The following is a 25,101-nucleotide window of genomic DNA, read 5'->3' on the forward strand; positions in this document are numbered from 1 at the left end:
ATGGGGCGCAAACCCCTGAGGCGCAGGCTTGACGTCTATCTCAACGGGCGACTTGCCGGGTACTACGACTTTCATCCCTCTGCCGGCGCGCGCTTTCGGTACGATGCCGCCTGGCTGGGCTGGGAATACCGGTTTCCGATTTCGCGCGCCCTGCCGCTGACGCCCGACACCCAGGCGGGCGACAATGTGGGCGCGGTATTCGAGAACTTGCTGCCGGATGTTCCGGAGTTGCGCAAGGTGATCGCCGAGCGCACCGAGGCGCGCAGCGATCGCCCGCACGATCTCTTGGCCGCGATCGGCAAGGAATGTGTCGGGGCGATGCAGTTCCTTCCGCATGGGGCCGCACCCGGCGATCCGTTCAGGATCGACGGCACCCCGCAATCGGACGCGCAAATCGCCGAGACGCTCCGGTCGCTGAGCACCGTGCCGCTGGGCATCGACCCGGAGGCGCCGTTTCGGATTTCGCTGGCCGGCGCGCAGGAAAAGACCGCCTATCTCAGACAGGACGATGTCTGGTTGCGCCCGACGGGGATGACGCCCACGACGCATATTTTCAAACGCCCCATGGGGATTGTCGGCGGCGGGTTGGACCTGTCGGGCAGCGTCGAGAACGAGTTCCTTTGCCTGGCGCTCGCCCGGGGCATGGGGCTCGAGGCGGCGCAGGCGGAAATACACCGGTTCGAAGATCAGGTCGCGCTGGTTGTCGCCCGGTTTGACCGGAGGCTGCGGCGGGCAGGGGGGCTGGTGCGGGTTCCGCAGGAGGATTTTCTGCAAGCCCTGGGCCTGTTCTCCGGCGACAAATACCAGCAGCATGGCGGCCCGTCGATGGCCGACTGCTTTGCGCTGCTTCGGCAGGCCGATGATCCGATCGGCGATCAGACGCGGTTTCTGAAGGCGCAGATATTCAATTGGTTGATCGCCGCGATCGATGGTCATGCCAAGAACTACTCGATCTTTCTGGAGGGCGACGGTTTTCGCCTAGCGCCGCTCTACGACATCATCAGCGCGGCGCCGGCGCGGCTTCGTTCGAATGTCCGGCACAAGGATCTGCAATTGGCGATGTCGGTGGGCAAGCGCGGGCACTATCGCCTGGATCAGATCGTGCCGCGCCATTTCGACGAAACGGCGGCGCGCGCCGGCGTGCCGCTCGCGGTCCGCCACCGCGCTTTCAAGGAACTTGCGGCGGCAGCGCCCGGGGCGCTCGAAAGCGCCCCCGATGCGCTGCCCGCGAACTTTCCCGCCGACCTCGCCGACCAGATCCTGCGGTATGCCGCGGACCGGCTGAGGCTGTTGACGGAATACGCCGACAACCTGGGATGAGCGATCGGAAAGGTCGGGGGCCAGAGAGCGGCGTTTGCTTTGGAAGCGTTTATTTTCAATGGTATCAGTATATTACATAATTCGGCCTATGCGTTTACAAGCCTGCGGCGCGCGCCATACTCGCTCTGCCCCGAGCTCGGCGGCCGTTATTCCGAAGCCTGCGCCGCCTTCCACTCGGGCAGCGGAAAGAGCCTGTCGTAGGCCCAATTGAAGCCAAAGGCATAGACCATGTAAAACAGTGCGAACGACACATCCATCACAAAGGCCTGCCAGAGCGAGATGCCGAGATACCAGGCAATGAACGGCATCAGCATAACGAGCAGCCCGACCTCGAACAGCACCGCGTGCAGAATACGCAGGCGGCCGGTTTTCAAAGTGGTGCCGGAGAGCCGCCGCATGGCCAGGTCAAAGATATAATTATACAAGATATTCCAAAGGGTTGCGAGCGTCGCGCCGACGATGCTGACAACCCCGATGTCCTGCATCGGCATGGCAAAGACCGTCGCCCCGAGCGGGATCATCAGGATCAGGGCGAGCAGTTCGAAACTGATGGCATGGCGAAGACGATCAAGCGGAGAGCGCATGGCAACCTCTGAGATGGTGCCGGGTCGTCCCGGAAATTGTCCGTTCTGGGGAGGTCGTCCTCGCGTATCGGCAGATAGGAAGCCCGGGCCGCGCCGTCAAGGGGCCCGGCCCGTTCCGGATTACAGCCGGATATCGTCGAGCCGCTGGTCGCCGGGCAGCTTGGAGCGTTCCAGGATGATCTGCGAGATCGCCCGCGCCCGCACCGGATCGAGCGCGGCAAGGATCGGCGCGGCGTCGCGTTCGTCCATCGTGCCCATCACCATCACCGAAACCTCGAGGTCGAGATCGTTCATGATCGCCGCCGCATCCTTGGGCTTCATGTTGCGGTAGAGCGCCACCAGCCGGTCGACATCGGCGGTATGTGCCGCCTCGATGCGCGCCATCAGGGTTTCCAGCTCGGTTTTCAGGTCGGCCAGCCGCTGGCGTTCGATTTCCAGCGTTTCGGAGGCCAGGTCATGTTCGGCCGCGCGTTCGGCGCCGCGGGCCTTCTGCGCCTCCAGCAGCTCGCGCTCGCGACGGATCGAGGCCAGCAGCGCCTCCGGCGCCTCGCAGCTCTGCGGCGCGGTGCTAGCGGCCTGCGGCGCAGGGGCCTCGTCGGTGGCGGCCGAGGCGGCCGAGATGAAACCGGCCAGCGCCGGCGGCATCCCGGGGTCGGACCGGTCGAGGAAGGTGGTCGCCGCCTTGGCAAGCGCCAACGCGGCAATCGCCGGCAGGATGAGGGTGAAGGGACGCATCAGGCCTCGCGCTGGCGAACGGTGTCGAAAAAGCCGCGGATCAGCTCGGACTTGCCGGAAATCGGCGTCGCATCGGCCGGCCGTGGCGCTGGTTCGCGTTTGCTGCGAAAGGCCGGCTCGGCGCCCGGATCGGAGGTCTCCGGCGCGGCCTCGGCGCGGGCTTCGGGCCGAGGTGGCTCGGGGCGTTTGCGCAGCGGCGCCACCTCGCGCGCGGCGCGCAGGGCCGACACGGTGCTTTCGCTGCGGTCCACCGCCTGGCTGAAGCTGCCGATCATCGGCTCCATCTCGCGCATGGCCTCCATCATCCGGCGCACCCGGCGGTCGACGAGCCAGGCATAGCCCAGCGTCCCGACAAGCAGCACAAGGACAGCAATATCAATCGCGAAGGACATCTGACAGCTCCTCTTCCTGATAGAGTTTTTCGGTGAATTTCAGCGCCACGCGCCCGTTCTTGCGCCGCCCGACCTCGGCCCGCGCGATATCGAGACCGGAACAGCGCAGCGTCACCGGATCCTCGGCCTGAAGCCCGAGGTCGAGCACCTGCCCCGGCGTCCAGGCCAGAACGTCGCGCAGCGGCAGCGCCGCCTGATGCATCACCGCCGCCAGTTCGACGCTGGTGCCGCCCAGCATGTCGGTCATCTTCTGTCGCCAGCCGCTGTCGCCGCCCAGCTGGCCGCCGGTGAAATTCTGCGACAGCACGTCGGCCACCTGTTCAAAGGCGGTGTTGGGCAACAGGAAGATCAGCTCGCCGATCCGTTCGTCGATCTCGACGCTGACCACCGCGCGCACGCAGGCGCTGGCCGGCGGCGCGATCAACAGACCGCGCGGGTTGGTCTCGAGATAGTCGATGCGGAAACTGACCGGCGACACCTTGTCGAAGGCGGCCGAAAGGTCGGTCAGCACGGTGTCGCAAAACACCCGGCCGACGCGTTTCTCGATGCCGGTGAAATTGCGCGATTGCGGCCGCCCGGCCGGGCACATGCGCCCGCCGAAGGTGACCTCGACGATGTTGAACAGCAGTTCGGGGCTGACGATCATCGCGATGGTGCCGCCCCAATCCTCGGCCTCGGTCACCGCGATCAGCGCCACATCCGGCAGATCGGCGATGGCCTCCTGGCAGGACAGGTAGTCGATGCTCTTCAGCTCGGTCTCGGCGACGCCGCCGAAATGGCTGCGCAGCACCTGCGCCAAGGACAGCGCGAAGCGGTCGAAAGCGACTTCGAGCATCGGCAGGCGGGCATAGGACTCCTTGGCGCGCTGCACCATGAGCTCTTGCACGGCGCGGGTGGTGCTGGTCTGGGCGGTGTCGGCGGTCATTGGATGATCAGGTCCGCGATTAGGAATTGCTGCGGCGCGTCGCTTTCCGAAATCGCCCGGGCGCGGCGCAAGAGCTCGGCTTTCAGCCGCACCAGGCCGATACTGCCTTGCAGGTCGGTTTCATTGAGCTGGCGCAGGTACTCCTGGAAACTGTCGCGCAGGAAAAGCTTGCGGGTCTCGATATTGTCGGCGCCGGGCAGCGTGGCGTCATAGGCCAGGGCGATGTTGAGCTTGAGAAAGCGCGAGGTCTGCCGGCCGGTGGCGGTGGTCGCGGTGATATTGACGATGATCTCCTGAAACGGCGTGACAACCACGTTGTCCTTGGCCGGGGTGTCGGCGGACGGAGCCGCCTCGGGCCCGGCATCGGCCGTTGCCTCTTCGGGGGCGGCTTCGGCATCGCCAAGAGGCAGCAGCGACAGGGCCCGTTGCGGGCCGATCGACACCACCAGCCCGCCCGCCAGCGCCAGCCCGCAGGCCAGCAGCAGCGCGAAAACGCGCAGCAGCCGGCCGCCCTTGCTGGGCGCCTTGGGTGCCTGATTGGCCGAGGATGCCGCCATGGATCAATGCTTCCGAGTTCATCCAGTTCTTGGTGCATGATGCGAAAACATCGCCGGTATGGCAAGTATAAAACAGTATAATATCCTTGATAGACAAGAATAGATGTGGTTAGTTTCTACAAGAAATAGTTGCGGGCAGATTTCCACGTGCAGGCAGTCATCGAAAACCTCAAATCGCTTGGCAGACCGCGGCTGATCGCTCTCGGGGCGGTCGGGCTGGCGCTGGTGCTGGCGGTCTTCGTGGGGCTGACGATGCTCGGCTCGCGCGATTACGTGGCGCTCTATCGCGACCTGTCGCCAGCCGAGGCCGGGCCGATCGTCGAGGCGCTGGAACAGGCCGATATCGCGGCGCAGGTCGAGGCGGCGGGCACCGCCGTCAACGTGCCGGCCGAGGATCTGGCGCGCGCCCGCATGGTGCTGGCCGGCGCCGGCCTGCCCGGCGATGGCACCCCCGGCTGGGAGCTGTTCGACGGCGGCACCGGGCTGGGGATGAACAGCTTCATGCAGCGGGTGAACCGGCTGCGCGCGCTCGAGGGCGAGCTAGCCCGGTCGATCCAGACCATCGACGGCATCGAGGCGGCGCGGGTGCATCTGGTGCTGCCCGAACGCGAACCCTTCAGCCGCGAGCGGCCCCGGCCCTCGGCCTCGGTCATCGTGCGCGGCGCGCGCCAGATCGCCACCCGGCAGGCCCAAGCGATCCGGTCGCTGGTGGCCTCGGCTGTGCCCGACCTCTCGCCGACCCAGGTGACGGTGCTCTCGGCCTCGGGCGAGACCATCCTGGCCGAAGACGGCGCGCCGGGCAGCGAGGCCTCGCTGCAATCGGCGCGGGCGCAGATCGAGGACCGGCTGTCGCAGCGCATCGCCCAGATCCTGACGGCGCGGGTCGGGGCCGGCAATGCGCGCGTGCAGGTCAGCGTCGATCTCTCGACCGAACGGCGGGTGATCCACCAACAGACCTTCGATCCGGCCCAGCGTGTCGTCCGCTCGACCGAGACCCGCGAGGAAAGCCGCGAGGACCAGCGCGCCGCCAGCGGCGAAGTCGGCGTTGCCGACAACATTCCCGCCGCGCTGGCCGCCGATGTGCCCGGTGGCGCGTCGAACAGCTCGAACAGCACCAACGAGGTGATCAACTACGAAATCGGCGGCACCACCTCGGAGATCGTGCAGGAGCCGGGCGAGATCGAGAAGGTCTCGGTCGCGGTACTGGTCAATGGCATCTACAACGTGCAGGGCGGCGGCGCGGTTGATTACCAGGAACGCGGCGCCGACGAGCTGGCGCAGCTTCAGGCGCTGGTGCAGAGCGCCATCGGCTTTGACCAGACGCGCGGCGACAGCGTCGAAGTGGTCAGCCTGCGGTTCATGGATTACTCGATGGATGTGGGCGAGCCGATCGGCGGCGGCTTTACCCGCCTGCTGACCGACAATCTCGGCACCGCGCTGCGCGGCACCTTTGCGCTGGCGCTGGTGGGCTCGGTGCTGCTGCTGGGGGTGCGCCCGGCGCTGAACCGCATCCTGCAACCCCAAGCACTGCCCGAAGGCGGCGACGCCCTGACCCCGCCCGCCGATGCCGCCCGTCTGGCCGGCGGCACGGCAACCGGCGCGGCCACCGGCAATGGCCCGGCTGCGGCCGACGCGGGGCCGGTGTATCAAAGTGGCACGATCCTCGATCCGCTGCCGCCGGGATCGGAAGGCGATACCGTGGCGTTGGCCTCGGTTCAGGGCGGGGTGCAACGCGGCTGGATCAACACCGTCGGGCAGCTGATCGAGCATGAGCCCGAGGATGCGGTCAAGGTGCTGCGCGGCTGGCTGGCAGAGGGGCCGAGCGCATGAGCTATCTTTTCGATCGCAATTTCGACGCCGAGACCGAGGCCCTGACGCCAGAGGCGGCCCCTGCCCCGGAACCGCTGTTCACCCGCTCCGATCACGAACTGGCGCTGGCAGAAGCGCGGGCGGCGGCCTTCGAGGCGGGGTATCAGAAAGGCCGGGCCGAGGCGCAGGAGGCGGCGCTCGCTTCGGATGCCACGCGCCGGTTGCAACTGGCCGAGGCGGTGGTGCCGGTGCTGCGCGATCTGTTTGCCGATGCCGAAGCGCATCATGCCGCGCTCGAGGCGCAGATGATCGATTTCGTGCTGTCGGTGTTCGAGCAGCTGGCCCCCGATGTCAGCGCGGCACTGGCCGAAGGGCAGGCGCGGCGCGAGGCGCGTTCGGCGGTGCGGATGGCGCTGGGGGCGGCGCAGTTGACGCTCTATTTCCCGCCCGACAGCCTCGAAGCCGCCACAGCCGAGCTTGAGGCCGCCGCGCGCGAGGCGGGCTTTGGCGGCCGGCTGTCGCTGCGCCCCGATCCGACGTTGCAGGCCGGCGCGGTGCGGGCCGCCTGGGACCAGGGTGTGATGGCCTACAGCTTTGCCGAGATTTGCGCCCGCATCCTCGAAGCGCTGGGCCTGGCGCGGCAGGAGATCGAGCAGAGGCTGGGGCAGAAACTCACAGGAGAGCCGTCATGAACGAAATGACCGACACCAGCGGCGAGGCCGTCACCGAAGACGGCCCCCCCGCGCTCGAGGCGCCGGAGGCCCCGCAGGCCGATACCGGAACGGCGGCGGCCGCCGCCGCAGCCGCGGCCATGGGCGGCGGATCGGGGATCGATGCGATGCTGAACGTCGGGCTCGACGTGCAGATCGTGCTGGGCCGCGCCAAGATGCCGATTGCCCAGCTGCTCAAGCTCAGCCGCGGCTCGATCATCGAGCTGGACAAGGCGATCGGCCAGCCGGTCGAGGTGGTGATCAGCGACCGGCTGGTGGCGCGCGGCGATCTGGTCAAGCTGTCCGACGACCGTCTGGGGGTCTCGCTGACCGAGATCGTCAAGGATTACGTGTCCGAGAAATGACCCTGTCGCGGGCCCTTCCGGTCGGCCTTGTCGCCGTGCTGCTGTTGGGCTGGGCCGCTGCGCCGGCCGGCGCGCAGCAGGCCGGCAGCGACCTGCTTGGCGCGATCGGCGATGCGCTGAGCGACGCCCCCGCCGGATCGGACGAACGCGCCAGCCTCTCGGGCCGGATCATCCAGCTTGTCGCCGCGATCACCGTGCTGTCGCTGGCGCCCGGGCTGCTGGTGATCATGACCAGCTTTACCCGCTTCGTCATCGTCTTCTCGATGCTGCGCTCGGCGCTGGGGCTGAACCAGACACCGCCCAACATGGTGCTGAGCTCGATGGCGCTGTTCATGACCTTCTTCGTCATGCAACCGGTGTTTCAGGACGCCTGGGACAGCGGCGTTCAGCCGCTGATGGACAATGCGATCAGCGAGGAACAGGCGCTGCGCCGGATCGGTGATCCGTTCCGTGCCTTCATGTTCGTCAACACCCGCGAAAAGGACCTGGCGCTGTTCCACGAGATCGCCGGGCGCGACGCCGCCGAACAAGTGCCGCTGGCCGCAACCGCCGAAGAGGCCGACTGGCGCACGCTGGTGCCGGCCTTCATGATCTCGGAGCTGCGCCGCGCCTTCACCATCGGCTTTCTGATCTATCTGCCGTTTCTGGTGATCGATCTGATTGTCGCCTCGGTGCTGATGAGCGCCGGCATGATGATGTTGCCGCCGGTGCTGATTTCACTGCCGTTCAAGGTGATCTTCTTCGTTCTCATCGACGGCTGGTACATGCTGGCCGGCAGTCTCATGGAAAGCTACGTCCCGGTCACGGGCGGCTGACACCACGGTAAGGAGCAGAGCCATGGCCGTTGCAGACCTCAAGCGCAAGAGTGCAACCGATGCGCGCCCCCGGCGGCGCAAGCTCAGCGGGCCGCAGAAGACCGCGATCCTGTTTCTTTGCCTCGGCGAGAAACGCGGCTCGGCGCTGTTGCAGCGGCTTGACGATCTCGAGATTCAGCAGGTCACCCGGGCGATGTCGGGGCTGGGCTCGATCTCTTCCGAGACGGTGGAGCAGGTGATGTCGGATTTTGTCGATGACATCACCAACGGCGGCGGCGTGGTGGGCTCGTTCTCGGTCGCCGAGAACATGCTGCGTTCGCTCCTGCCGGGCGAGCAGGTCGATGGCATTCTCAAGGACATCCGTGGCCCGCTGAAAGAGCGCGATCTCTGGGCGCGGTTTGGTGCCCTGTCGGAAAACGTCATCGCCAACTATCTGAAAAACGAGCACGAACAGACGGTTGCGGCGATCCTGTCGAACGTCAAGACGGATGTGGCGGCCAAGGTTCTGCCGCTGCTGGGCGCGGACAAGATGAACGATGTGGTCGAGCGGATGATCCGCATGGAGGCGGTGCCGCACCACATGATGGCGCAGATCGAGGAATCGCTTCAGGCCGACATCATGAACGCCGGCGCCCAGCCCACCGTCAATGAACAGCACCAGCGCATGGCCGATCTGTTCAACAAGCTCGACCGGGTGGCCTTTGACGCGATGGCGACGGCGCTGACCGCCTCGGTGCCCGACAGTTTCGAGGCGATCAAGGCCAAGATGTTCACCTTCGAAGACCTGGCCAAGCTGGAACCGATGGATCTGGCCAAGGTGATGCGCAACATGCCGGGCAACACCCTGCCCACGGCGCTGAAAGGCGCCAGCCAGGACACCCGCGAGGCGTTTCTGGCGGCTTTGCCGCAGCGGTCGCGCGACATGTTGCAGGACGAGATGCAGGCAATGGGCCCGGTGCGCCGCCGCGAGGTCAGCGCGGCGCAGGCGCTGGCGCTGGATTACGCCCGCTCGCTGGCCGAGGACGAACAGATCCGCCTGCCGCTCAACGACGACGAGGACGACATGATCTGATCAGCGCAGCTTGTAGCCGCTGAAGCCGGTGACCGCGCTGATATCGAGGGTGACGGGCACGAAGCTGCCCGAGCCGACACCGCTGCTCAGGATCTGCAAGGCGGCATTGTTTGCGGTCAGGTCCGAGGTCGCGTCGGAAATGGCCACGTAGCGGGTGACCAGCTTCTCGACCTCGGCCGGATCCTTCAGGCTCTCGAGGTCGAGCTTTTCGGCGATGAACTCGGCCTGACGGTCGATATCCAGCGCCGCCACCGCGTCGGGCAGGCCGAGCACGGTGCGCACGAACTTCGAGATGTCGGAATCCTTGAGAATGTCGTAGGCGGTGTTGATGTCAGCGGCCTTGCGCCGGAAATCCAGTGCAATGCCAAGGGCTTCGTTCTCGTCGGCCTTTTCGTTGACATATTGCGTGTCGATGAACTTGTCGACCATCCGGGTCTTCCAGTTGCCGAGCATGGTGTTGATATTGCCGATGCCGTCGGTGCCAAAGCCCATGGTGGTGTAAAGCTCGGTGAACCGGCTGTCGGTCAGCTTGTTCACCAGCGCGTCTTCCTCTTCGATGTTGCTCTTGAGGATCTTTTCCATCATCGCCTTGCCGAAGATCTGATCTTCGAGGTCATGCGCCTTCATCACGAAGCTGTAGAGCTCGTAATCCGCCATCAGGTCGTCGACCGTCTCGACCGTCTCGATATTTTCCAGGAAATAGGCGATGGCGCGGGCGTTCTGCGGCGCGTCGCGCATCATTTCCTGTTCCTTGGTCTCGGTGGCATCCACCAGCCGCAGCGCCACATTGCCCGACATGCCGGCGACCGAGATCATGCGCTCACCTCCTGCCGCGCGCCGAGGATCTCGGTCTCGCGTGCGAGCAAGGGCCGCAGGTTGCGCAGGGCGGTGAAATATTCGCCGCGACTGACGTTGTTGGCGGTCTCGAAGACATGGCCGCGCAGCTCGGCCCCGAAGGTGGTGGCCAGCACCGCCAGCCGCTTCTGCGCCGATTTGGCGGTCTTGTCGCGGGTTTCGGGATCGATCAGCGCGCTCTGGATCAGGAAATAGACCGCCGTTACCGGCGTGGTCGCCGCCTCGGGGCCGAGCAGGTCGGTCTCGCGGATGATGTCGGCCCGTGTCTCGACCGTCAGCGTGCTCTTGCGGCCGCCGTTGCGCAACATGCAGCCGTTGACGATGATCCGTTCAAACGGCTTGAGCGTGAGATTGAGTGCCATCGGTTTCCAATGCCGTCGGTGCCGGGCGACGCCCCGAAAGACCGCCCAGGATGTTCTGATTGACGTCGATCAATGCTTGCAGCCCGTCGCCGCCGCCCAGCACTTCGCCGCAGGCCCGGTCGACCCAGAGCGACAGCGAAATCAGATTGGCCTTGAGTGCGGCGGGAAGCTGGTTGCCGGCGCCGGCAAGATCGCCCTGAAGGCGCGCCCAGAGCTGACGGTTTTCGGCGATGTCCGCGCGCAGGCCCCGCGCGAGGATATTGGCGCGTTCGGCCTTGTCTCCGGCCTTGGCCCAGGCCTCGAGATGCTGGCTCATGGCGCCGGTGATGCGGGCGAAGACCCGGGCTTCGATCTGCCGCGGGCTGGCGCTCTCGCGGATCGTGCTCTTGTATGCGTTGATGCTCATGTGCTGCTCTGCCTCTTTCCCCGTCGTTGCGGGGGGATTTCTGGCCGGGCACGGCATGTCCGTCACTCCGGCGAAAGGGAGGCGCCGCCGGGCGCCTCCCCGTTGTCAGATTTGCCGGGGCCCGGGGGCGCCCGCAAATGCCGTTAGCGGAACAGCGACAGGATGTTCTGCGGCGCCTGGTTGGCGATCGACAGCGACTGGGTTGCCAGCTGCTGCTGCACCTGGAGCGCTTGCAGACGCGCGGCCTCTTCTTCCATGTTGGCATCGATCATCGAGCCCACCGAACCGTCGATGTTGTCGACAACGGCTTGCAGGAAGGTCTGCTGGGTCTCGACCGACTTTTCCGACTGGCCCAGCTTGGTGGCGATGTCGGTGACGCCGCTGAGGGTCGTCTCGGTGGTGGCCAGCACGCCGCTCAGGAAGGCGGCGCCGTTGGTCGCGTTGCTGGCGTTGGTGCCAAAGTTGGTCGCGATGGTCTTGAAGTCCGACACCAGGATGCCGAGGTCGTGGGTGCCCACGGTGATCGAGGTGGTGGCATAGGTGCCGCCGGCCCGGCTGACGCCGGTCACGGTGTTGCGGTCGACGCCGACGGCGGTGTCGGTTTGCGCCGCCGCGGCGCTGAAGGTGCCGTTGGTGGCATCCAGCGTGGCCGCGGTGACATCACCGTCCGAATAGGCGCCCGCGCCCAGCATGTCGTCGCCGTTGAAGGTCGACTGGCTCAGCGTGGTTTCCATCGATTTGACCAGTTCGTTCAGGTCGTTCTCGATCTCGTCGAGACCGCTGGTCGCGCCCTGGGCAAAGGCCACGCGATCAAGGAATTCCTGCGCCAGATCCTGAACGCTTTCGGCCCCGAGACGCGCGGTGGACACCGAGCTCTTGGTGATGGTCAGGCCTTCGTTGATCGAGGAATAGACCGAGCTGTCGCTCTTCATGGTTTCCGAGATCTGGAAATAGGCGGCGTTGTCCTTGCCCGATTCCACCTTGAGACCCGAGGAGATCCGGTTCTGGGTGCTGCCCAGGTCGTCGTTGATGTTGCGCAGGGTTGCGAGTGCAGCCATTGCGCTGCTGTTCGTATTGATTGAAGACATTTACTGCTCCGATTTTCTATCGTTGGTCTTCGTCTTTCTGACGAAAACGGCACTGCCGTGCGCCATGGGTAACACGGGTCCGGCCGAGCAGAAGGCCAAAAAAGCGTTTGTCTTAAACCGATTGATCCAAACGTTGCGGTTGAGTCACATCCCCGGTTTTTCGCGCACCACCCCGATCATAGAGCCCGCGAAGGCTCTGACGGTCGCGAATGCGGTCGATTTCCTGCGCTACGGCGCCTGTAGCCTCGGTCATGCGCTGCAAAAGCGACAGATCCGTCTGGATCAGCCCGTGCAGCTCCTCGAGCTTGCGGCGCAGGGCAACCGTCGCCGGTGCGCTGCCGGATAAAAATTTTTCCTGATTTTCAAAGGCGGCCTCAATTTCGCCCAAAAGCTCTGTCTTGCGGGGATAGAGCTCTTCGACCCGGGCCAGCTGCCCCTGCCCGATCGCCGCGATCTCGTCGCGCAGCAGCCGGGCCAGCTGATCGACAAGTTGGGTGGCGCGGGCCGGTGTCATCTCGCTCATCCGCCCTGCTCCTGCTCTGCCTTGGTCTGGGCATAGGCCTCGAGCGCGCCGCGCAGGCTGGCGGTGATGCCGGCGCCGCCCTGTTCGGCGATCTGCCGGCCAAAGGCCTCGGCCATGAAGGAGCGCCAGTGTTCCTCTGCCTGGCCGCCGCCGAAATCGCCGATATCGACCTGTGCCAGCATCTCGTCGACCATCTGGCTCAGAAACATCGCCTCGAACTCGCGCGCCGCCGATTGCGCCGCGTCGGGCGCGGCCTTGCCCGGCTCGGCCGCCTGCGCGCCGGTGACCTGAAGCGCCGCCATATTGGTAGCAATGTCCATGTGGCCTCCTCAGATGATTTCCAGATCGGCATGCAGCGCGCCGGCGGCCTTGATGGCCTGAAGGATCGAAATGGTCTGCGTCGCCGTCAGGCCGATGGCATTGAGCGCATCGACCAGCCGTTGCAGGCTGACATCGGCGCCCTCGAGAATGGTGAAATGGGTTTCGGTCTCTTCGACCTCGACCGAAGTTCGGGGCACCACCACCGTGGTGCCGCCAATGGTCACCGGGTTGGGCTGGCTGACCTGCGGATCCTCGCGCACCATCACGGTCAGCCCGCCCTGGCTGACGGCGACACGCGCAATGCGCACATTGGCCCCGATCACGATGGTGCCGGAGCGCGCGTCGATCACCACCTTGGCGGTGCTGTCGGGGGTGACCAGCAGGTTTTCGACGTCGGCCAGCACGCCGGGCACATCCAGCTTGTCGGCGCTTCCCAGAGCGATTTCCACCGTCGCCGGATCGAGCACCCGCGCGGCATTCCCACCCAGTCGCGCCTCGATCACCTCTTCGACGCGGGCCGCGGTGGTGAAATCGGGGTTGCGCAGGTTGAGCCGGATGTTGCGCAGCGAGGTCAGCTCGAATTCGATCTCGTTCTCGACGGTGGCGCCGTTCTCGATCCGCGCTACCGTCGGCACGCCCTCGACCACCGAGGCCGCCTGCCCCTGCGCCGCCCAGCCGGCCACCGCGATCGGCCCCTGCGCCACCGCATAGACCTCGCCGTCGGCACCGGTCAGCGGCGTCACGATCAGGGTGCCGCCGCGCAGCGACGAGGCATCGCCCAGAGACGAGACCACCACATCGATCGGCGAGCCGCGCCGGGCAAAGGGCGGCAGCATCGCGGTGACCATGACAGCGGCGGTGTTGGCGGTCTTGATGCTGTCTTCCGACAGGTTGCCGACCCCCAGCCGTTCAAGCATCGCCTCGATGCTTTTCTCGGTGAAGGGGCTGTTGCGCAGGGTGTCGCCGGTGCCGTTGAGCCCGACCACGAGGCCATAACCCACCAGTTGGTTCTCGCGCACGCCTTCGAAGGTGGCGATATCCTTGATCCGCACCTCGGCCCAGCCCGGCAGGGCCGGCAAGAGCGCGGTGGCAAGGGCGGCAAAGAGGGCGGCGATACGCATGACGCTCCGAAACTGGCTGGCCCGGGCCGCTCGGGACCCATTGCCAAGAGTAAACATCGGAGCGAAGAAAATCGCAATGTTTAATTCTTGATTAACCATTCTATTCTTGTGTTATGCTTGACCGCACCACAGGTTTTGCGCATTGTATGCTTGTCAAAGCATGGCGAAGTCAAAAATCGGTCAGGGGGCGTGGTGCATATCTACCTTTACGACGCGCGAACGAACGCCCTCGGCGGTCTGTTGTTCGGTCTCGCCGATGCGGATTGGCAGCCAGTGACGGTGACCGACGACTTCTTCGAACGTCAGCTCGACCTGCTCGCGCCCGAGGGCTGTGCCGACCGGCCGGTGCTGATGTGGGCCCATTCCCGCGCCTTCAAGCATATCGCCCGCCTGCGCCGGGCCGGATGCTGCAACCCGGTGCTGGTGCTGCGCGGCACGCGCGACCCGGAAGCGGCGATGGAAACCCTCGATGCCGGCGCCGACGACGATATCGTGGGCCCGCTGACCGGCCATGAACTGCGTGCCCGGGTCAATGCCATCACCCGGCGGTTCCACGGCCATGCGGCGGCCTCGATCAATGTCGGCGATGTGACCGCGTTCTTCGACGGCCGCGATCCGGAAGTCGCCGGCCAGCCGATGAAGCTCTCGCAGCGCGAGTTGGCGATCTTTCAGCAGATCGCCCTGGCGGCGCCACGGGTGGTGTCGAAATCGCGGATCTACGACGCGGTCTACGGCATGGCCGACGATCAGCCCTTCGACAAGGTGATCGACGTCTACATCCACCGCATCCGGCGCAAGATCGAAGAGATGTCGCCGCTGGGCGATCCGCATATCCGCACCCTGCGCGGCCGCGGCTACAAGCTCGACCCGGCGGAGTCCGACGAGACGACCGCCCCGCTGCCGCCGCGCGGATCAACCCATGTAGTTCAGAAAGCTCAGTTGGGATAGCCGCGCGGTCACCGCGTAGCTGGCCTGAAGCTGGGTTTCCAGCGCGGTGATCTCGGTTGCCGCCTGATAGCTGTCGACGCCGATCAGATCGCTCACCCGCGTGGAATAGACCAGTGCGCGGTCCTGCATCCGGGTGTTGGCGGCGTCGATCCGGGCCGAACCGGCGTCCAGCCGGACCTGGCTGTCAAGCAGGCCCTCCATGCCCGAGGCCAGCCGCGCGGTGGCGGCGCCGACCCAGTCGGCATAGGCGGCGGGATCACTGATCTCCTGCGCATCGGTGGCGGCCAGCATGGCAAGCCCCTGAAGCACATCGCGAAATGCCGGATCATTGGCCTGCACGTCAAGCCGCAGGGTTTCGCCGTCGCCGATATTGACGGTGACGGCGCTGCCGCCGCCGGTGTCAAACAGCGCGTCGAAGCTGCCGTCGGCATTGTCGAACAGCGCATCCATCTCGGCGATCCGGGCGGTAACTTCGACACCGGTCCCCATCCCCTGGGCCAGAAGCGCGCCGATTGCCGCGCCGGGGGTCTCGCCGCTGCTGGTGCTGGTCTGATCCCAGGGGGTCAGCGACCGGGTGTCGCTGGCGCTGCCGGAAAACAGCGCCAGCCCGGCGTGGGACGCATTGGCCTGGCCGATCAGCGCATCGAGCGCGACCCGCGCCTGAAGCTGCAAGCCGCTGCCGGTGGAGCCGCCGACAGTGCTGTTGGCCACCGCCAGATCGAACGCCGGCTGCACGCTCTCGCGGATGGTGCCAAGGGCGCGGCTCATGCTGTCGAACCGACCGCCCAGCAAGGTGTTGGCGGTGACCTGGGCCGCGTCGCGATCGAGCGCAGCATTCAGCGCCAGCGCCTCCGAGGCGCTGGCGCCGAGCGAGGCGTAGATGTCGCTCTGGACGCCGGTGGCCAGCTCCTGCTCGGCCTGGGCAAGACGGTTTTGCAGCTCGGCATTGGTATTGCGGCGCAGCAGGTTGCTGTAGAGCGTCGAGGGGCCGTTTGTCATGTTGTAGATCATCTGTGCATTCCTCAGGCGGCGCCGAGCAGGGTGTCGATCATCTCCGACGCGACGGTCAGGACACGGGCGTTGGCGGCATAGGATTGCTGGATCGCGGTGAGCTGTTGCAGCTCGTCGTCGATGTTGACGCCGGCAAAGGCCATGCGGCTGGATTGCACCGCCACCGCCCCGGCAGCCAGCGATTCCGCCGCCGATCCGGCGCTGGCGCGGGTGGCGTTCTGGCCGGCGATCAGCGCGGCGACATACTCCGGCAGCCGGTCGCTGCCACCGAGGCCCGCCGCCGCGTCAAACGCAGTTGTCGCATCGAGCGTGTCGACAAAATCGAGGATCAGGCTGTTGTCGCCCGAGGTGCCCGGCGCGGTGGCCCCCATGCCGTCGCGGATCCGCCAATAGCCGCCGCCGGCCTCGGGCAGCACCGCCGGGTTCACCGCGATGCGCGCGGCCAGGCCGGGCGCGGCCGGATCCGCCAGCGCCGCGCCGGCATCGGTGAACAGCCCCGCCTCGCCCGGTGCCAGGCTGGGATCGGCCCCGGCCATGCCCTCGATCAGCGCGCGGGCGACCTCGTCAAGCTGGGCCTGCATCTCGGGCAAGGTCTCGGAATAAAGCGTGATCCGGCCGGCCAGGGCGCCTTCGGAAATGCCGCGCACACCGGTCTTGCCCGGCGTGATCTCGATCTCGCCGGCATACAGCGTGCCGGTCGTGGGTTCGAACCGCAGCGGCTGCCGCAGATTGTCCGACAGCAATGCGGTGCCGCCGGTGGTGAACAGCGCCACCTGGCCATCCGTGTCCTTGCGCAGGGTGAAATCGGTGATCTCGGCCAGCGCATCGAGTTCGGCGGTGATCTGGTCTTCCAGCGCCAACCGCGCCTCGCCCTCGAGCCCGCCGGCAATCCGCTCGTTCAGCCCTTGCAGCCGCGTCAGGCTGGCGTTCAACGCGTCCACATCGGCGCCGATCGCGGCGGCGGTGTCCTTGGCGGTGTCGGCCAGCGCGCGACCGGCGCGGTTCAGCGCCAGCGCCAGCCCCTGGGCACCATCGACCGCGCTGCGTTGCAGGCTGGCATCCGAGGGCGCGACCGACACGAGGTCAAGCGCGTTCTGGAATTCGGTCAGCCGGGTCAGGATGGTGTCGCTGCTCTCGCTGTCGCCGAGGATCGCGGTATAGGGCGACAGGCCCGTGGCCATAGCGTCCTGGGTCGCGGTGCGCGACACCTCGTTGCGATACATCGCATCGAGCGAGCTGTCGACGGCACGGGCGATCGTCGACACCCCCGGCACGCCCTGCGGATCGGTGGTGACCGCAAGATCGCGGCGGGCATAGCTGGCATTGCCGGCGTTGGCGATATTGCCCGACACGGTTTCGGCCCAGCGCGAGGTGGTTGTCAGCCCGGCGCCGGCGACGCTGAGCGCGGAAGTCAGGCTCATGGCGTTCTCCTGTCAGGCCGACGCATTGATTGCCGCTCTGGCCGGTTAGCGTTTCAGGTTCACGGTTTCCGACAGCATTTCGTCGGCGGTGGTGATGATCTTGGCGTTGGAAGAATAGGCGCGCTGGCGCTGGATCAGGCTGGTCAGCTCCTGCGCGATATCGACATTGGCGGATTCCACGCCACCGGAGGTCAGGGTGCCGGTTTCGCCGCTGCCGGCCTGGCCGAGATAGAAATCGCCGGAGTCCATCGAGGTGGAGAAGGTCGAATTGTTGGTGGTCTGCAAGCCATTGGCGTTCGAGAAAGTGGCCAGCGGCACCTGGTAGAGCGCCGAGCGGGTGCCATTGTCGAACACGCCCCAGACATTGCCGAATTCGTCGAATTCCACCCGCGTCAGCGTGCCGCTCTCGGAGCCGTCGGCCTCGATGGTCAGGGGCGAGTAATCGCCCGAGAACTGGCTCAGCCCGTCAAAGCTGCCGGGCGCGCCGAGCGAGACGTCGACCACCTGCGGCGTGGTGCCGTTGTTGACGGTCAGCGTCATCACGCCGGTTGCCGGGTTGAAGGCAAAGCCCGCCGGGGCGGTGGCGGTCGATGTGGCATTGGCATAGGCCAGCGGCGCGCCGGCGTTGGGGCCGCTGTCGGCAAAGCTCATGGTGACTTCGCCGTAGCTGGTATTGGCGTCGCTGATCGTCACCTGCCAGCTGTTGGGCGTGGTGGTGGGCTGGAACGACAGGGTCAGCCGCTCGGCCGCCCCGAGGGCGTTGTAATATTCGACCGAAGAGACAAAGGGATCGCCGGCGGCGGCCTGTCCGGTTTCCTGCGACGGCAGGTTGCCGCCAATCGCGATATTGCCGGTGATCGACCCGGCAATCGTCTGGTTGGCGACATTGACCGGCACCAGATCGGCAAAGCTGTTGCGGTCGACCGCGCCAAGCGCGCCGTTGGCGCCATAGGCATACCCCATCAGGTAGAGCCCGGCTGAATTGACCATATTGCCGTTGTCATCGGGCTCAAAGCTGCCGACGCGGGTGAACAGGTTGCCGTTGGTGTAAGAGGCATCGATGTTCGAGTTGACCACGAAAAAGCCGTTGCCGGTGATCGCCAGATTGGTGGCGATCGCGGTGTCGAGGTAATTGCCGTCAACCGTGTTGCTGTGGATCGAGGTGGTCTGCACGCCGGTGGCCATGGCGCCACTGGCGCCCGAGGCCCCGGCGGTAACCATCTGCTCGAAGCTGCGGCGATAGCCGACCGTATCGGCATTCGCGATATTGTAAGAGATGCTGCTGACCGCCGTGGAATTCGCCAGCAGCCCGCTGACGCCCGACGCCATCGCGTTGGTAATGCTCATATCCGCCTCGTCTTTGCCGTGCCGGTGTTGGGTCACCGTTGCCCCTACATATAGACCAGCCTGGTTACACCAAGTTTAAAGACGGCTGTTCTTGGCGATGTTTTACAACCGCTTCGCTGATCCTTGCCTGTTTTTGCGGCTGCCGGCGCGGGGCCTCAATTGACGCTGCGCGGTGCCGACAGCGTGTCGAGCATTTCCTGTGCGCTGTCGATCCGCCGGCGGGCGGCGTCCTGGCGCAGCGGCAGAAGCTCCGGCACCTGGGCGGTCAGGGTGGCGGCAATCTCGGTCCATTCCGGCAGGTCGGTCAGGGCGGCGAAGCGACCGACCAGATCGGCGGCGGTGGCCACGTCGCCGCTGCGATGGGCGGCAAGCAGATAGCGGATCGCGTCGGGCAGCGGCAGATCGGCCCCGGTGCGCGCCGCCAGCGCGGCATAGGCGGCCTGCGCCTCGGGCCATTCGCCGCGTTCGAACCGGGCCTGGGCGCGCAGCCGCAGCACCTGTTCGGGCGCCTCCGCCGCGCTGGCCGACAAGAGCGCGGCGCGCTGACCGGTCTCGTCGAGATAGCGCGCCGAGACCAGCGCCAGTCGCGCGGCCAGCGCCGGCTCCTCGGGCCTGGGCGGCTCTGCCAGCCGCAGGCCCAGCGCCTCGAACTGCCCGCCCTGCAACAGCGCCTCGGCCTCCTTGACGGCCAACCGGTCGAGCTGGCCGGGAAGCGGCGCAAACAGGCCCAGATCCTGCGCCGCGGTCAGGTGGTCGCGGATCGTGGCGAATTCCTGCGCCGCGACGGTGGTGGCGCCTGCGGCCAGGAACCCGTCGGCGAACCGCTCGGCCGACAGGGCGTAATCGGCGGTAAAGCGGAACCAGGGCGCAATCCGGGCGTGCAGCGCCATGAAGGCCGAGAGCGAGATCTCGCCGCTGGCGCCCTGTTCGTAGAGCTTGCCGATCAGATGTTGCGCTTTCTGCTGCGCTCCCCGCGCCTGGTCGGTGCCCGGATGGCGCTGGCGCAGCCGGCCATAGGTCTCTACCGCCGCGACCGGATCGCCCGCGATCTCTTGCAGCGCCGCCAGATCGCCCAGGGTGTCCGCCGCCGCGGCATCGCCCCGCCAGATCTCGGTTTCGAGCGCCAGCAGGTCGGCGGCCTCGGCAGAGCTCAGCGCATCCTGGCGCAACCCGAGATCGACCAGCGCCCGCCGCGCCCGGTGGCCCCAGCGATCAGCACCCGATTGCGCCAGCGCATAGCTGTCGAAGGCCGCCAACGGCGCATCACCGGCTTCGGCCACCTTGCCCAGCAGGAAATGCAGCGCCGGGCTGTCGTGCAGGGTGACATGATCCTCGAACCGGCTGGCGATATCGCGGGCAAGCTGCCATTGCCGGTCGTCGATGGCGCATTCCAGCAGCGCCGGCAGCGCCTGTTCGCGGGCCACCTCCGGGAACCGTTGCAGCCGCTCGAAGGCGGCGCGCAGCCCCGGCGCGGCCTTGGCGCACGCGCCGGCGCGCAGATCCGACATCACCAGCAAGAGCGGCTGATCGGGCCATTTGGCGTAATGCGGCGCCAGCAGATTGGCGGCGCGCTCGGTCAGCGGCCGGCCCAGCGGATCGAACAGCCCCAGCGCCAGCTCCAGCGCCGCCGCACGCAGGCCATGCGCCGGCGGCACCTGCGGCCCGCGCACCTCCGAGAGGATCGACAGCGCCTCCGGGATCATGCCGTGGGCAAAGTGAAATTCGGCCAGCTCGATCAGCACCCGCATCCGCGCCGGCCCGGTTTCGCCGGCGCGCAGCAGCGCCGCCATCAGTGCCGTGCGCCCGGCCAGGAACGGCTGCGACTCGCGCGGCGCGAGGTAAAGCACCGGCGGCTCGATCCCCCAGATCGGCGCCTCCAGCCCCTGCACCGCCGGCATCGCGCGCACCGTCTCGGTGGCCGCCGCAGAGGATTGGGGCAGCGCCAGGGTCAGCGCCGCGACAGCGCCGAGAAAACAAGAATAGGCCGAGTTTTTTCGCCGTTTCATCATGATTGTTCTTGATGTACACCAAATGAAAACGCATTGTCAGCAAGAAAAGAGCGTCACGCAAGCGGTAGAACAAGAATTGATTGAGATGATCGATGGATAATTCCACCTATGTCGCCCTGTCTCAGCTCACCGCGCTGGAGCGTCAGCTTGACGTCACCGCCAACAATATCGCCAACGCCAATTCCACCGGCTTCAAGGCCGAGCGCGTGCTGTTCGAAAGCTACCTGAACCCCGACAGCACCGACGTCACCGGCGAGGGCACCAGCTACCTGATCGACCGCGGCTCCTATCTCGATGACCGCTCCGGCGTCGTGCTCCAGACCGGCAACCCGCTCGACATGGCGCTTTCGGGTGCCGGCTGGTTTGCCTACGAACTGGAGGACGGACAGCAGGCCTTTGGCCGCGATGGCAATTTCGTGCTCGACCCGCAGGGCCGCGTTGTCACCACCAGCGGCGCCCAGGTGCTGGACGCGGGCGGCGCGCCGCTGGCCCTGCCGCCGGCCCTGGCCGCGACGGTGGCGATCTCGGGCGATGGGGTGATCTCGTCGCAGCAGGGCGGCGTGCTGGGCCAGATCGGCATTTTTGCCCTGCCCGACCGCCAGTCCCTGGGCCGCGCCGGCGGCGGCATGTTCGTCCCCGAGGACGGCACCGCCCAGCTTGCCCCCGACGACACGGGCACCGAAGTGATCCAGGGCGCGCTGGAAGCCAGCAACGTACAGGCGGTGAGCGAAGTGACGCGGCTGATCGACATTCAGCAGGCCTATCAGCACGCGCTCAACCTGATTTCGTCAGAGGACGACCTGAAAAAAGAGATGCTGAGCCGCATCGGCCAGACCAGCTAGAGAGGGAGACGCAGATGAAAGCCCTGGGTATCGCCGCCACCGGCATGATGGCGCAGCAGACCAATGTCGACGTGATTTCCAACAATATCGCCAACGCCAATACCACCGGCTACAAGACCGCCCGCGCCTCTTTTACCGATCTGGTGTACGAAAACCTCTCACGCGAGGGGGCGGTGACGGCGGAAGAGGGCAACACCCGGCCGGTGGGCCTCGACGTCGGCCTCGGCGTGCAGGCGGTGGGGACGGTCCGGCTCAACACCCAGGGCGGGCTGGTGCAGACCCAGAACCAGCTAGACATGGCGATCGACGGGCGCGGCTATTTCACCGTCAACCTGCCCGATGGCGATCAGGCCTATACCCGCGACGGCTCTTTCCGGCTTTCGGCCGAGGGGCAGATCGTCAATGGCAGCGGCTACGAGATCGATCCCGGCGTGGTGCTGCCGGCCAATACCACCAAGATCGAGATCAGCGACACCGGCATCGTCAGCGCCTTTGTCGACAACGATCCGGTGCCGGTCGAGATCGGCCAGCTCACCCTGGCCACTTTTGTCAACGACGCCGGCATGCGGCCCCTGGGCGACAACCTGTTGCAGGCCACCGTCGCGTCGGGCGATGCGATCCCCTCGCTGCCCGGCGATGAGGGCGTCGGCATCCTGCGGCAGGGTTATCTCGAAAGCTCGAACGTCGATATCGTCCGCCAGATCACCGATCTGATCCAGGCACAGCGCGCCTACGAGATGAACTCCAAGGCCATTTCAACCGCCGACGAAATGATGTCGGCCGCCAACCAGATCCGGTAAGCCATGCCTGTCCTTGCCCTGATCCTTGCCCTTGTTCTTGCTCCGCTTTCGGCCCGCGCCGAAACCGCGGATGTGCTGATCGAGGAGCAGGTGCGCCAGAGCTGGGGCAACGAGCTGCCGGCCGAGGCGCTGATCCGCATCCGCTTCTCCGGCAATGCCGCCGCCGAGGCCGAGATGATCTCGGCCTTCTGGATGGACCGCGACAGCGGCCGGTTTCTGGCCAATGCGGTGACCGAGACCGGCGTCACCCACCGGCTCGAGGGCATGGCGCTGCCGGTGCTGGCGGTGCCGGTGCCGGCGCGGCGGCTGATGCCGGGCGCCATTATCGGCACCGATGATATCGCCATCACCGAGCTTCCGCTGCGCCGCATCGGTGCCTTCACCATCACCGAGCCCGGGTTGCTCGAGGGCATGCAGGTCCGCCGCATGCTGGCCCAGGGCCGGCCGGTGATGACGCAATCGGTGATGCAGCCGCTGGTGATCGACCGCGGCGACAAGGTCAACATCCTCTATGACGACGGCCGGCTGGTCCTGACCGCCCCGGGCCGCGCGCTCGACAGTGCCCACCGCGGCGCCGAACTGCGCATCGTCAATCTGGTCAGCAATGCCCCGCTCGAGGCGATTGCCCGCGGGCCGGGGCTTGTGGAGGTGATCCGATGATCCGTTTTCGCCAAATTCTGCCGGCCGGCCCGGCGCTTGTGCTGCTTGCCGCCTGTGGCAAACCGGTCTTCGACCGCGACCCCGAGCTCAGCCCGATCGGCGTCGACCGCCGCGACCTGGCCGCCGCGCAGACGGTCAACGTGCCGATGCCTCCGCCCGAGATGCCGCGCATTCCCGACCGGGCCGAACGCGCCTCGCTCTGGGAGCCGGGCAGCGGCGGCTTCTTTGCCGATCAGCGGGCAACCCAGATCGGCGATCTTCTGACCATCGTGATCGAGATCGACGACGAGGCCAGCCTCGACAACGCCTCGGACCGCAGCCGCAGCGGCGACAGCTCGCTGACGCTGGCCGGGTTCTTCGGCTATGGCTCGCAGATCGACAAGATCCTGCCCGGCGTCGGCCCCGCCGACCTGCCCAGCGGCGACATCGTCGATATCGGGTCGACCACCAGCGCCAGCGGCGACGGCTCGATCGATCGCCGCGAGTCGATTTCGCTGCGCATGGCGGCGCTGGTGGTGCAGGCGCTGCCCAACGGCAATCTGGTGGTGGTCGGCCGGCAGGAGGTGAAGGTGAACGAAGAACTGCGCGAACTGCGGGTCTCCGGCATCATCCGCCCGCAGGACATCGACCGGGGCAATACCATCCGCTACGACAAGATGGCCGAAGCGCGCATCAGCTATGGCGGCCGCGGATCGATCAGCCGCCAGCAGGTGCGCGGCTATGGCGAGGACGTGATGGACGTAATCCTGCCATATTAGACCTAACTTCCGACAAAGTTTGCGAAAAGTTTTGTCTGATTGCCAAGCGATAACCGATTCCGAGACAACCAGTTCGGAATCAGGACATGCAGAAGACCGCTATCGCCTTTGTCGCCCTGCCGCTCGCCTTTGCCGCGGCGGGATATGCCGGTGGGCAGGTGATGCCCGCCGCCGTCGTGACAGCGGCGCCCTCCGAAATCGATCCCCCGGGCCAGACCCCGGCGGCGCAGGTTCTCGACGAACTCGCCGACAAGGAAAGCGGGCAGGAGAGCCCCGACGAAGGCGCCGCGACGCCGGACGCCGACCATTCGCAGACCGCGGCCGCGCGCAACGAGGCCAATGTGGTGCGTCTCGGCCGGATGAGCGTGCCGGTCTATCGCGCCCATAGCGTGACCTATGTGGTGTCGGAAATCGGCGTCGAGATGCGCGACACCGAAGCGGCCGCCAAGTTCAGCGATGCCGAGAACACCTCGCGCCTGCGCGACGCGGTGCTGGCCTCGCTGCACCGGGCGGCCGAAGGGCTGAGCCTGACCGGCGAACGGGTCGAGACGCCGCGGCTGGCCGAAACCCTTGTGGCCGATCTTCGGGATGATTTTGGCGCGGATGTCGCCGAGGTGCTGCTTCTGTCGCTGCTTCAGGCCGAGGTGCCGCGCAGCTGAGACGGCTCAGCGCACCTCTTCGATCAGCCCGGCGAGCACCGCCTCGCCGGTTTCCAGCTGCAACACCGCCAGCCCCTGATCATAGGTCAGCCCGGTGACCTGCGCCAAGGCGAAGGTCTGCGAGGTCACCGTGTTGCCATCGAGATCCAGCGCCGTGAGCTGCACCGAATATTGCCCGTCGGGCAGGGCCGCACCGGCGTCGTCCAACCCATCCCAGGCGACCTCGTGCAGGCTTCCGGTGCTGCCCGGCAAGCCGTAGAAGCTGCGCAGGATGGTGCCGTTTGCGTCGGTCACATCCATCGTCACCAGCTGTGCCTCGTTGCCCAGCCGATAGCCCAGCGTCGCCCCGCCACCGGACAGGGCCACTTCTGACGACGGCGCCACCACGCTGTGGCCGATCAGGTTCAGCCCCGAGATCGCCGACAGGCTGGTGAGCTGCGCGGCAATGCCTTCGAGGTTGGCATTCTGCGCCACCGCCTGTTCGACCTGGGTTAGCGTCGCGAGCTGCGAGACAAAGGCGGTGCTGTCCATCGGCTCGAGCGGATCCTGGTTCTGGATCTGCGCGGTCAGCAGGGTGATGAAGCTCTGATAATCCTCGCCGAGCTGGCTCAGGGCGTTGTTGGAGCCGGAGGCGGTACCGTTGGTCGCGCCAGTCAGGCCATAGGGATCGATTGCCATTGTTCTGT

The 25,101-nt window shown here is 66.4% G+C and carries 29 protein-coding genes; 12 read left to right on the top strand and 17 right to left on the bottom strand.

The features are described from left to right. On the top strand, positions 1-1,320 hold a 1,320-nt coding region (locus tag AC0J5K_RS20170; protein ID WP_283638616.1), incomplete at its 5' end, for a type II toxin-antitoxin system HipA family toxin. 146 nt (positions 1,321-1,466) lie between these two features. On the opposite strand, the gene AC0J5K_RS20175 is transcribed toward AC0J5K_RS20170, so the two are convergent. From AC0J5K_RS20175 to AC0J5K_RS20195, 5 genes are all read right to left on the bottom strand, one after another. Continuing rightward, positions 1,467-1,904: a PACE efflux transporter gene (locus AC0J5K_RS20175; protein ID WP_420398511.1), complete on the bottom strand. Its 438-nt coding sequence runs from the start codon at positions 1,902-1,904 to the stop codon at positions 1,467-1,469. 120 nt (positions 1,905-2,024) lie between these two features. Next, a complete protein-coding gene (locus AC0J5K_RS20180) occupies positions 2,025-2,639 on the bottom strand; it encodes a MotE family protein (protein WP_074837706.1) in 615 nt (204 codons plus the stop codon). Next, complete coding sequence (locus AC0J5K_RS20185) at positions 2,639-3,031, bottom strand: hypothetical protein (RefSeq protein WP_048535237.1); 393 nt, start codon at positions 3,029-3,031, stop codon at positions 2,639-2,641. Before AC0J5K_RS20185 ends, AC0J5K_RS20180 begins: the two co-directional genes overlap by 1 nt. Then, positions 3,015-3,956: a flagellar motor switch protein FliM gene (locus AC0J5K_RS20190; protein ID WP_074837707.1), complete on the bottom strand. Its 942-nt coding sequence runs from the start codon at positions 3,954-3,956 to the stop codon at positions 3,015-3,017. Before AC0J5K_RS20190 ends, AC0J5K_RS20185 begins: the two co-directional genes overlap by 17 nt. Then, positions 3,953-4,513: a flagellar basal body-associated FliL family protein gene (locus AC0J5K_RS20195; RefSeq protein ID WP_074837708.1), complete on the bottom strand. Its 561-nt coding sequence runs from the start codon at positions 4,511-4,513 to the stop codon at positions 3,953-3,955. The genes AC0J5K_RS20190 and AC0J5K_RS20195 overlap by 4 nt, the downstream gene beginning before the upstream one ends. 147 nt (positions 4,514-4,660) lie before the next feature. Between AC0J5K_RS20195 and fliF the strand changes: the two genes are divergently transcribed. The 5 genes from fliF to AC0J5K_RS20220 are packed head-to-tail and all read left to right on the top strand — an operon-like array spanning position 4,661 to position 9,284. Next, the gene (gene fliF / locus AC0J5K_RS20200; protein WP_074837742.1) at positions 4,661-6,343 is read left to right on the top strand and encodes a flagellar basal-body MS-ring/collar protein FliF; all 1,683 of its coding nucleotides are present in this window, start codon (positions 4,661-4,663) and stop codon (positions 6,341-6,343) included. Next, positions 6,340-7,014: a FliH/SctL family protein gene (locus tag AC0J5K_RS20205; protein WP_074837709.1), complete on the top strand. Its 675-nt coding sequence runs from the start codon at positions 6,340-6,342 to the stop codon at positions 7,012-7,014. Before fliF ends, AC0J5K_RS20205 begins: the two co-directional genes overlap by 4 nt. Before the next feature lie 5 nt (positions 7,015-7,019). Beyond that, the gene (locus tag AC0J5K_RS20210) at positions 7,020-7,397 is read left to right on the top strand and encodes a FliM/FliN family flagellar motor switch protein (RefSeq protein ID WP_048535381.1); all 378 of its coding nucleotides are present in this window, start codon (positions 7,020-7,022) and stop codon (positions 7,395-7,397) included. Next, positions 7,394-8,212 carry a flagellar type III secretion system pore protein FliP gene (fliP, locus tag AC0J5K_RS20215; RefSeq protein WP_420398512.1) on the top strand — a complete coding sequence of 273 codons (819 nt, stop codon included), beginning with the start codon at positions 7,394-7,396 and terminating at the stop codon, positions 8,210-8,212. The genes AC0J5K_RS20210 and fliP overlap by 4 nt, the downstream gene beginning before the upstream one ends. A 22-nt stretch (positions 8,213-8,234) precedes the next feature. Further along, the gene (locus AC0J5K_RS20220; protein ID WP_048535247.1) at positions 8,235-9,284 is read left to right on the top strand and encodes a flagellar motor switch protein FliG; all 1,050 of its coding nucleotides are present in this window, start codon (positions 8,235-8,237) and stop codon (positions 9,282-9,284) included. Here AC0J5K_RS20220 and AC0J5K_RS20225 read toward each other — a convergent pair whose 3' ends face one another. The 7 genes from AC0J5K_RS20225 to AC0J5K_RS20255 all read right to left on the bottom strand — a co-directional run bounded on the left by AC0J5K_RS20225 (position 9,285) and on the right by AC0J5K_RS20255 (position 13,960). Beyond that, positions 9,285-10,100, bottom strand: a complete 816-nt coding sequence (locus AC0J5K_RS20225) for a DUF1217 domain-containing protein (protein ID WP_283638611.1) — start codon at positions 10,098-10,100, stop codon at positions 9,285-9,287. Next, the gene (locus tag AC0J5K_RS20230) at positions 10,097-10,501 is read right to left on the bottom strand and encodes a flagellar biosynthesis repressor FlbT (protein ID WP_048535251.1); all 405 of its coding nucleotides are present in this window, start codon (positions 10,499-10,501) and stop codon (positions 10,097-10,099) included. The genes AC0J5K_RS20225 and AC0J5K_RS20230 overlap by 4 nt, the downstream gene beginning before the upstream one ends. Then, positions 10,470-10,907, bottom strand: a complete 438-nt coding sequence (locus tag AC0J5K_RS20235) for a flagellar biosynthesis regulator FlaF (protein ID WP_074837713.1) — start codon at positions 10,905-10,907, stop codon at positions 10,470-10,472. The genes AC0J5K_RS20230 and AC0J5K_RS20235 overlap by 32 nt, the downstream gene beginning before the upstream one ends. A gap of 143 nt (positions 10,908-11,050) precedes the next feature. Then, positions 11,051-11,995 (bottom strand): flagellin N-terminal helical domain-containing protein, encoded by a 945-nt coding sequence (locus tag AC0J5K_RS20240; RefSeq protein ID WP_074837714.1) that lies wholly within the window; start codon positions 11,993-11,995, stop codon positions 11,051-11,053. Positions 11,996-12,107: 112 nt separating this feature from the next. Then, complete coding sequence (locus AC0J5K_RS20245; protein WP_048535256.1) at positions 12,108-12,518, bottom strand: flagellar protein FlgN; 411 nt, start codon at positions 12,516-12,518, stop codon at positions 12,108-12,110. Continuing rightward, positions 12,515-12,838 (bottom strand): hypothetical protein, encoded by a 324-nt coding sequence (locus tag AC0J5K_RS20250; protein WP_139211450.1) that lies wholly within the window; start codon positions 12,836-12,838, stop codon positions 12,515-12,517. Before AC0J5K_RS20250 ends, AC0J5K_RS20245 begins: the two co-directional genes overlap by 4 nt. Positions 12,839-12,847: 9 nt before the next feature. Then, positions 12,848-13,960 (bottom strand): flagellar basal body P-ring protein FlgI, encoded by a 1,113-nt coding sequence (locus tag AC0J5K_RS20255; protein ID WP_074837715.1) that lies wholly within the window; start codon positions 13,958-13,960, stop codon positions 12,848-12,850. Between the two features lie 192 nt (positions 13,961-14,152). Between AC0J5K_RS20255 and AC0J5K_RS20260 the strand changes: the two genes are divergently transcribed. Beyond that, on the top strand, positions 14,153-14,908 hold the full coding sequence (locus AC0J5K_RS20260; RefSeq protein WP_420398513.1) for a winged helix-turn-helix domain-containing protein: 756 nt from the start codon (positions 14,153-14,155) through the stop codon (positions 14,906-14,908). Here AC0J5K_RS20260 and AC0J5K_RS20265 read toward each other — a convergent pair. The 4 genes from AC0J5K_RS20265 to AC0J5K_RS20280 all read right to left on the bottom strand — a co-directional run bounded on the left by AC0J5K_RS20265 (position 14,873) and on the right by AC0J5K_RS20280 (position 20,693). Continuing rightward, positions 14,873-15,919: a flagellin gene (locus AC0J5K_RS20265; protein ID WP_420398514.1), complete on the bottom strand. Its 1,047-nt coding sequence runs from the start codon at positions 15,917-15,919 to the stop codon at positions 14,873-14,875. The two genes, AC0J5K_RS20260 and AC0J5K_RS20265, sit on opposite strands and share 36 nt — an antisense overlap. A gap of 11 nt (positions 15,920-15,930) precedes the next feature. After that, positions 15,931-17,340, bottom strand: coding sequence for a flagellar hook-associated protein FlgK (gene flgK, locus AC0J5K_RS20270; protein WP_420398515.1), 1,410 nt, complete (start codon positions 17,338-17,340; stop codon positions 15,931-15,933). 45 nt (positions 17,341-17,385) lie between these two features. Continuing rightward, positions 17,386-18,687, bottom strand: a complete 1,302-nt coding sequence (locus AC0J5K_RS20275) for a flagellar hook protein FlgE (RefSeq protein WP_048535264.1) — start codon at positions 18,685-18,687, stop codon at positions 17,386-17,388. A 155-nt stretch (positions 18,688-18,842) separates the two neighbouring features. Continuing rightward, entirely contained in the window at positions 18,843-20,693 is a 1,851-nt protein-coding gene (locus tag AC0J5K_RS20280) for a hypothetical protein (protein ID WP_420398516.1), read from the bottom strand. A 95-nt stretch (positions 20,694-20,788) separates the two neighbouring features. Between AC0J5K_RS20280 and AC0J5K_RS20285 the strand changes: the two genes are divergently transcribed. From AC0J5K_RS20285 to AC0J5K_RS20305, 5 genes are all read left to right on the top strand, one after another. Continuing rightward, the gene (locus tag AC0J5K_RS20285; RefSeq protein WP_048535268.1) at positions 20,789-21,538 is read left to right on the top strand and encodes a flagellar hook-basal body complex protein; all 750 of its coding nucleotides are present in this window, start codon (positions 20,789-20,791) and stop codon (positions 21,536-21,538) included. A gap of 14 nt (positions 21,539-21,552) precedes the next feature. Continuing rightward, positions 21,553-22,338 (top strand): flagellar basal-body rod protein FlgG, encoded by a 786-nt coding sequence (flgG, locus tag AC0J5K_RS20290; protein ID WP_048535270.1) that lies wholly within the window; start codon positions 21,553-21,555, stop codon positions 22,336-22,338. Positions 22,339-22,341: 3 nt separating this feature from the next. Beyond that, complete coding sequence (gene flgA, locus AC0J5K_RS20295; protein WP_048535271.1) at positions 22,342-22,998, top strand: flagellar basal body P-ring formation chaperone FlgA; 657 nt, start codon at positions 22,342-22,344, stop codon at positions 22,996-22,998. Beyond that, a complete protein-coding gene (gene flgH / locus AC0J5K_RS20300) occupies positions 22,995-23,756 on the top strand; it encodes a flagellar basal body L-ring protein FlgH (protein WP_283638607.1) in 762 nt (253 codons plus the stop codon). Before flgA ends, flgH begins: the two co-directional genes overlap by 4 nt. Positions 23,757-23,842: 86 nt before the next feature. After that, complete coding sequence (locus AC0J5K_RS20305) at positions 23,843-24,415, top strand: hypothetical protein (protein ID WP_048535274.1); 573 nt, start codon at positions 23,843-23,845, stop codon at positions 24,413-24,415. 6 nt (positions 24,416-24,421) lie between these two features. On the opposite strand, the gene AC0J5K_RS20310 is transcribed toward AC0J5K_RS20305, so the two are convergent. Beyond that, positions 24,422-25,093: a flagellar hook assembly protein FlgD gene (locus AC0J5K_RS20310; protein ID WP_048535276.1), complete on the bottom strand. Its 672-nt coding sequence runs from the start codon at positions 25,091-25,093 to the stop codon at positions 24,422-24,424. Positions 25,094-25,101: the final 8 nt, after the last annotated feature.

This window comes from Marinovum sp. E3 (assembly GCF_055755275.1).

Excerpts from the sequence above, each read along its gene's own strand:
- AC0J5K_RS20245 (WP_048535256.1), bottom strand. The coding sequence starts at position 12,518 with ATGAGCGAGATGACACCGGCCCGCGCCACCCAACTTGTCGATCAGCTG.
- AC0J5K_RS20275 (WP_048535264.1), bottom strand. The coding sequence starts at position 18,687 with ATGAGCATTACCAACGCGATGGCGTCGGGCGTCAGCGGGCTGCTGGCG.
- AC0J5K_RS20225 (WP_283638611.1), bottom strand. The coding sequence starts at position 10,100 with ATGATCTCGGTCGCCGGCATGTCGGGCAATGTGGCGCTGCGGCTGGTG.
- AC0J5K_RS20255 (WP_074837715.1), bottom strand. The coding sequence starts at position 13,960 with ATGCGTATCGCCGCCCTCTTTGCCGCCCTTGCCACCGCGCTCTTGCCG.
- AC0J5K_RS20280 (WP_420398516.1), bottom strand. The coding sequence starts at position 20,693 with ATGAAACGGCGAAAAAACTCGGCCTATTCTTGTTTTCTCGGCGCTGTC.
- AC0J5K_RS20205 (WP_074837709.1), top strand. The coding sequence starts at position 6,340 with ATGAGCTATCTTTTCGATCGCAATTTCGACGCCGAGACCGAGGCCCTG.
- AC0J5K_RS20190 (WP_074837707.1), bottom strand. The coding sequence starts at position 3,956 with ATGACCGCCGACACCGCCCAGACCAGCACCACCCGCGCCGTGCAAGAG.
- AC0J5K_RS20175 (WP_420398511.1), bottom strand. The coding sequence starts at position 1,904 with ATGCGCTCTCCGCTTGATCGTCTTCGCCATGCCATCAGTTTCGAACTG.
- AC0J5K_RS20305 (WP_048535274.1), top strand. The coding sequence starts at position 23,843 with ATGCAGAAGACCGCTATCGCCTTTGTCGCCCTGCCGCTCGCCTTTGCC.
- AC0J5K_RS20220 (WP_048535247.1), top strand. The coding sequence starts at position 8,235 with ATGGCCGTTGCAGACCTCAAGCGCAAGAGTGCAACCGATGCGCGCCCC.
- AC0J5K_RS20235 (WP_074837713.1), bottom strand. The coding sequence starts at position 10,907 with ATGAGCATCAACGCATACAAGAGCACGATCCGCGAGAGCGCCAGCCCG.
- AC0J5K_RS20265 (WP_420398514.1), bottom strand. The coding sequence starts at position 15,919 with ATGATCTACAACATGACAAACGGCCCCTCGACGCTCTACAGCAACCTG.
- fliP (WP_420398512.1), top strand. The coding sequence starts at position 7,394 with ATGACCCTGTCGCGGGCCCTTCCGGTCGGCCTTGTCGCCGTGCTGCTG.
- AC0J5K_RS20230 (WP_048535251.1), bottom strand. The coding sequence starts at position 10,501 with ATGGCACTCAATCTCACGCTCAAGCCGTTTGAACGGATCATCGTCAAC.
- AC0J5K_RS20240 (WP_074837714.1), bottom strand. The coding sequence starts at position 11,995 with ATGTCTTCAATCAATACGAACAGCAGCGCAATGGCTGCACTCGCAACC.
- flgG (WP_048535270.1), top strand. The coding sequence starts at position 21,553 with ATGAAAGCCCTGGGTATCGCCGCCACCGGCATGATGGCGCAGCAGACC.
- AC0J5K_RS20185 (WP_048535237.1), bottom strand. The coding sequence starts at position 3,031 with ATGTCCTTCGCGATTGATATTGCTGTCCTTGTGCTGCTTGTCGGGACG.
- flgK (WP_420398515.1), bottom strand. The coding sequence starts at position 17,340 with ATGAGCCTGACTTCCGCGCTCAGCGTCGCCGGCGCCGGGCTGACAACC.
- flgA (WP_048535271.1), top strand. The coding sequence starts at position 22,342 with ATGCCTGTCCTTGCCCTGATCCTTGCCCTTGTTCTTGCTCCGCTTTCG.
- AC0J5K_RS20250 (WP_139211450.1), bottom strand. The coding sequence starts at position 12,838 with ATGGACATTGCTACCAATATGGCGGCGCTTCAGGTCACCGGCGCGCAG.
- AC0J5K_RS20180 (WP_074837706.1), bottom strand. The coding sequence starts at position 2,639 with ATGCGTCCCTTCACCCTCATCCTGCCGGCGATTGCCGCGTTGGCGCTT.
- AC0J5K_RS20310 (WP_048535276.1), bottom strand. The coding sequence starts at position 25,093 with ATGGCAATCGATCCCTATGGCCTGACTGGCGCGACCAACGGTACCGCC.
- AC0J5K_RS20195 (WP_074837708.1), bottom strand. The coding sequence starts at position 4,513 with ATGGCGGCATCCTCGGCCAATCAGGCACCCAAGGCGCCCAGCAAGGGC.
- AC0J5K_RS20210 (WP_048535381.1), top strand. The coding sequence starts at position 7,020 with ATGACCGACACCAGCGGCGAGGCCGTCACCGAAGACGGCCCCCCCGCG.
- AC0J5K_RS20285 (WP_048535268.1), top strand. The coding sequence starts at position 20,789 with ATGGATAATTCCACCTATGTCGCCCTGTCTCAGCTCACCGCGCTGGAG.
- flgH (WP_283638607.1), top strand. The coding sequence starts at position 22,995 with ATGATCCGTTTTCGCCAAATTCTGCCGGCCGGCCCGGCGCTTGTGCTG.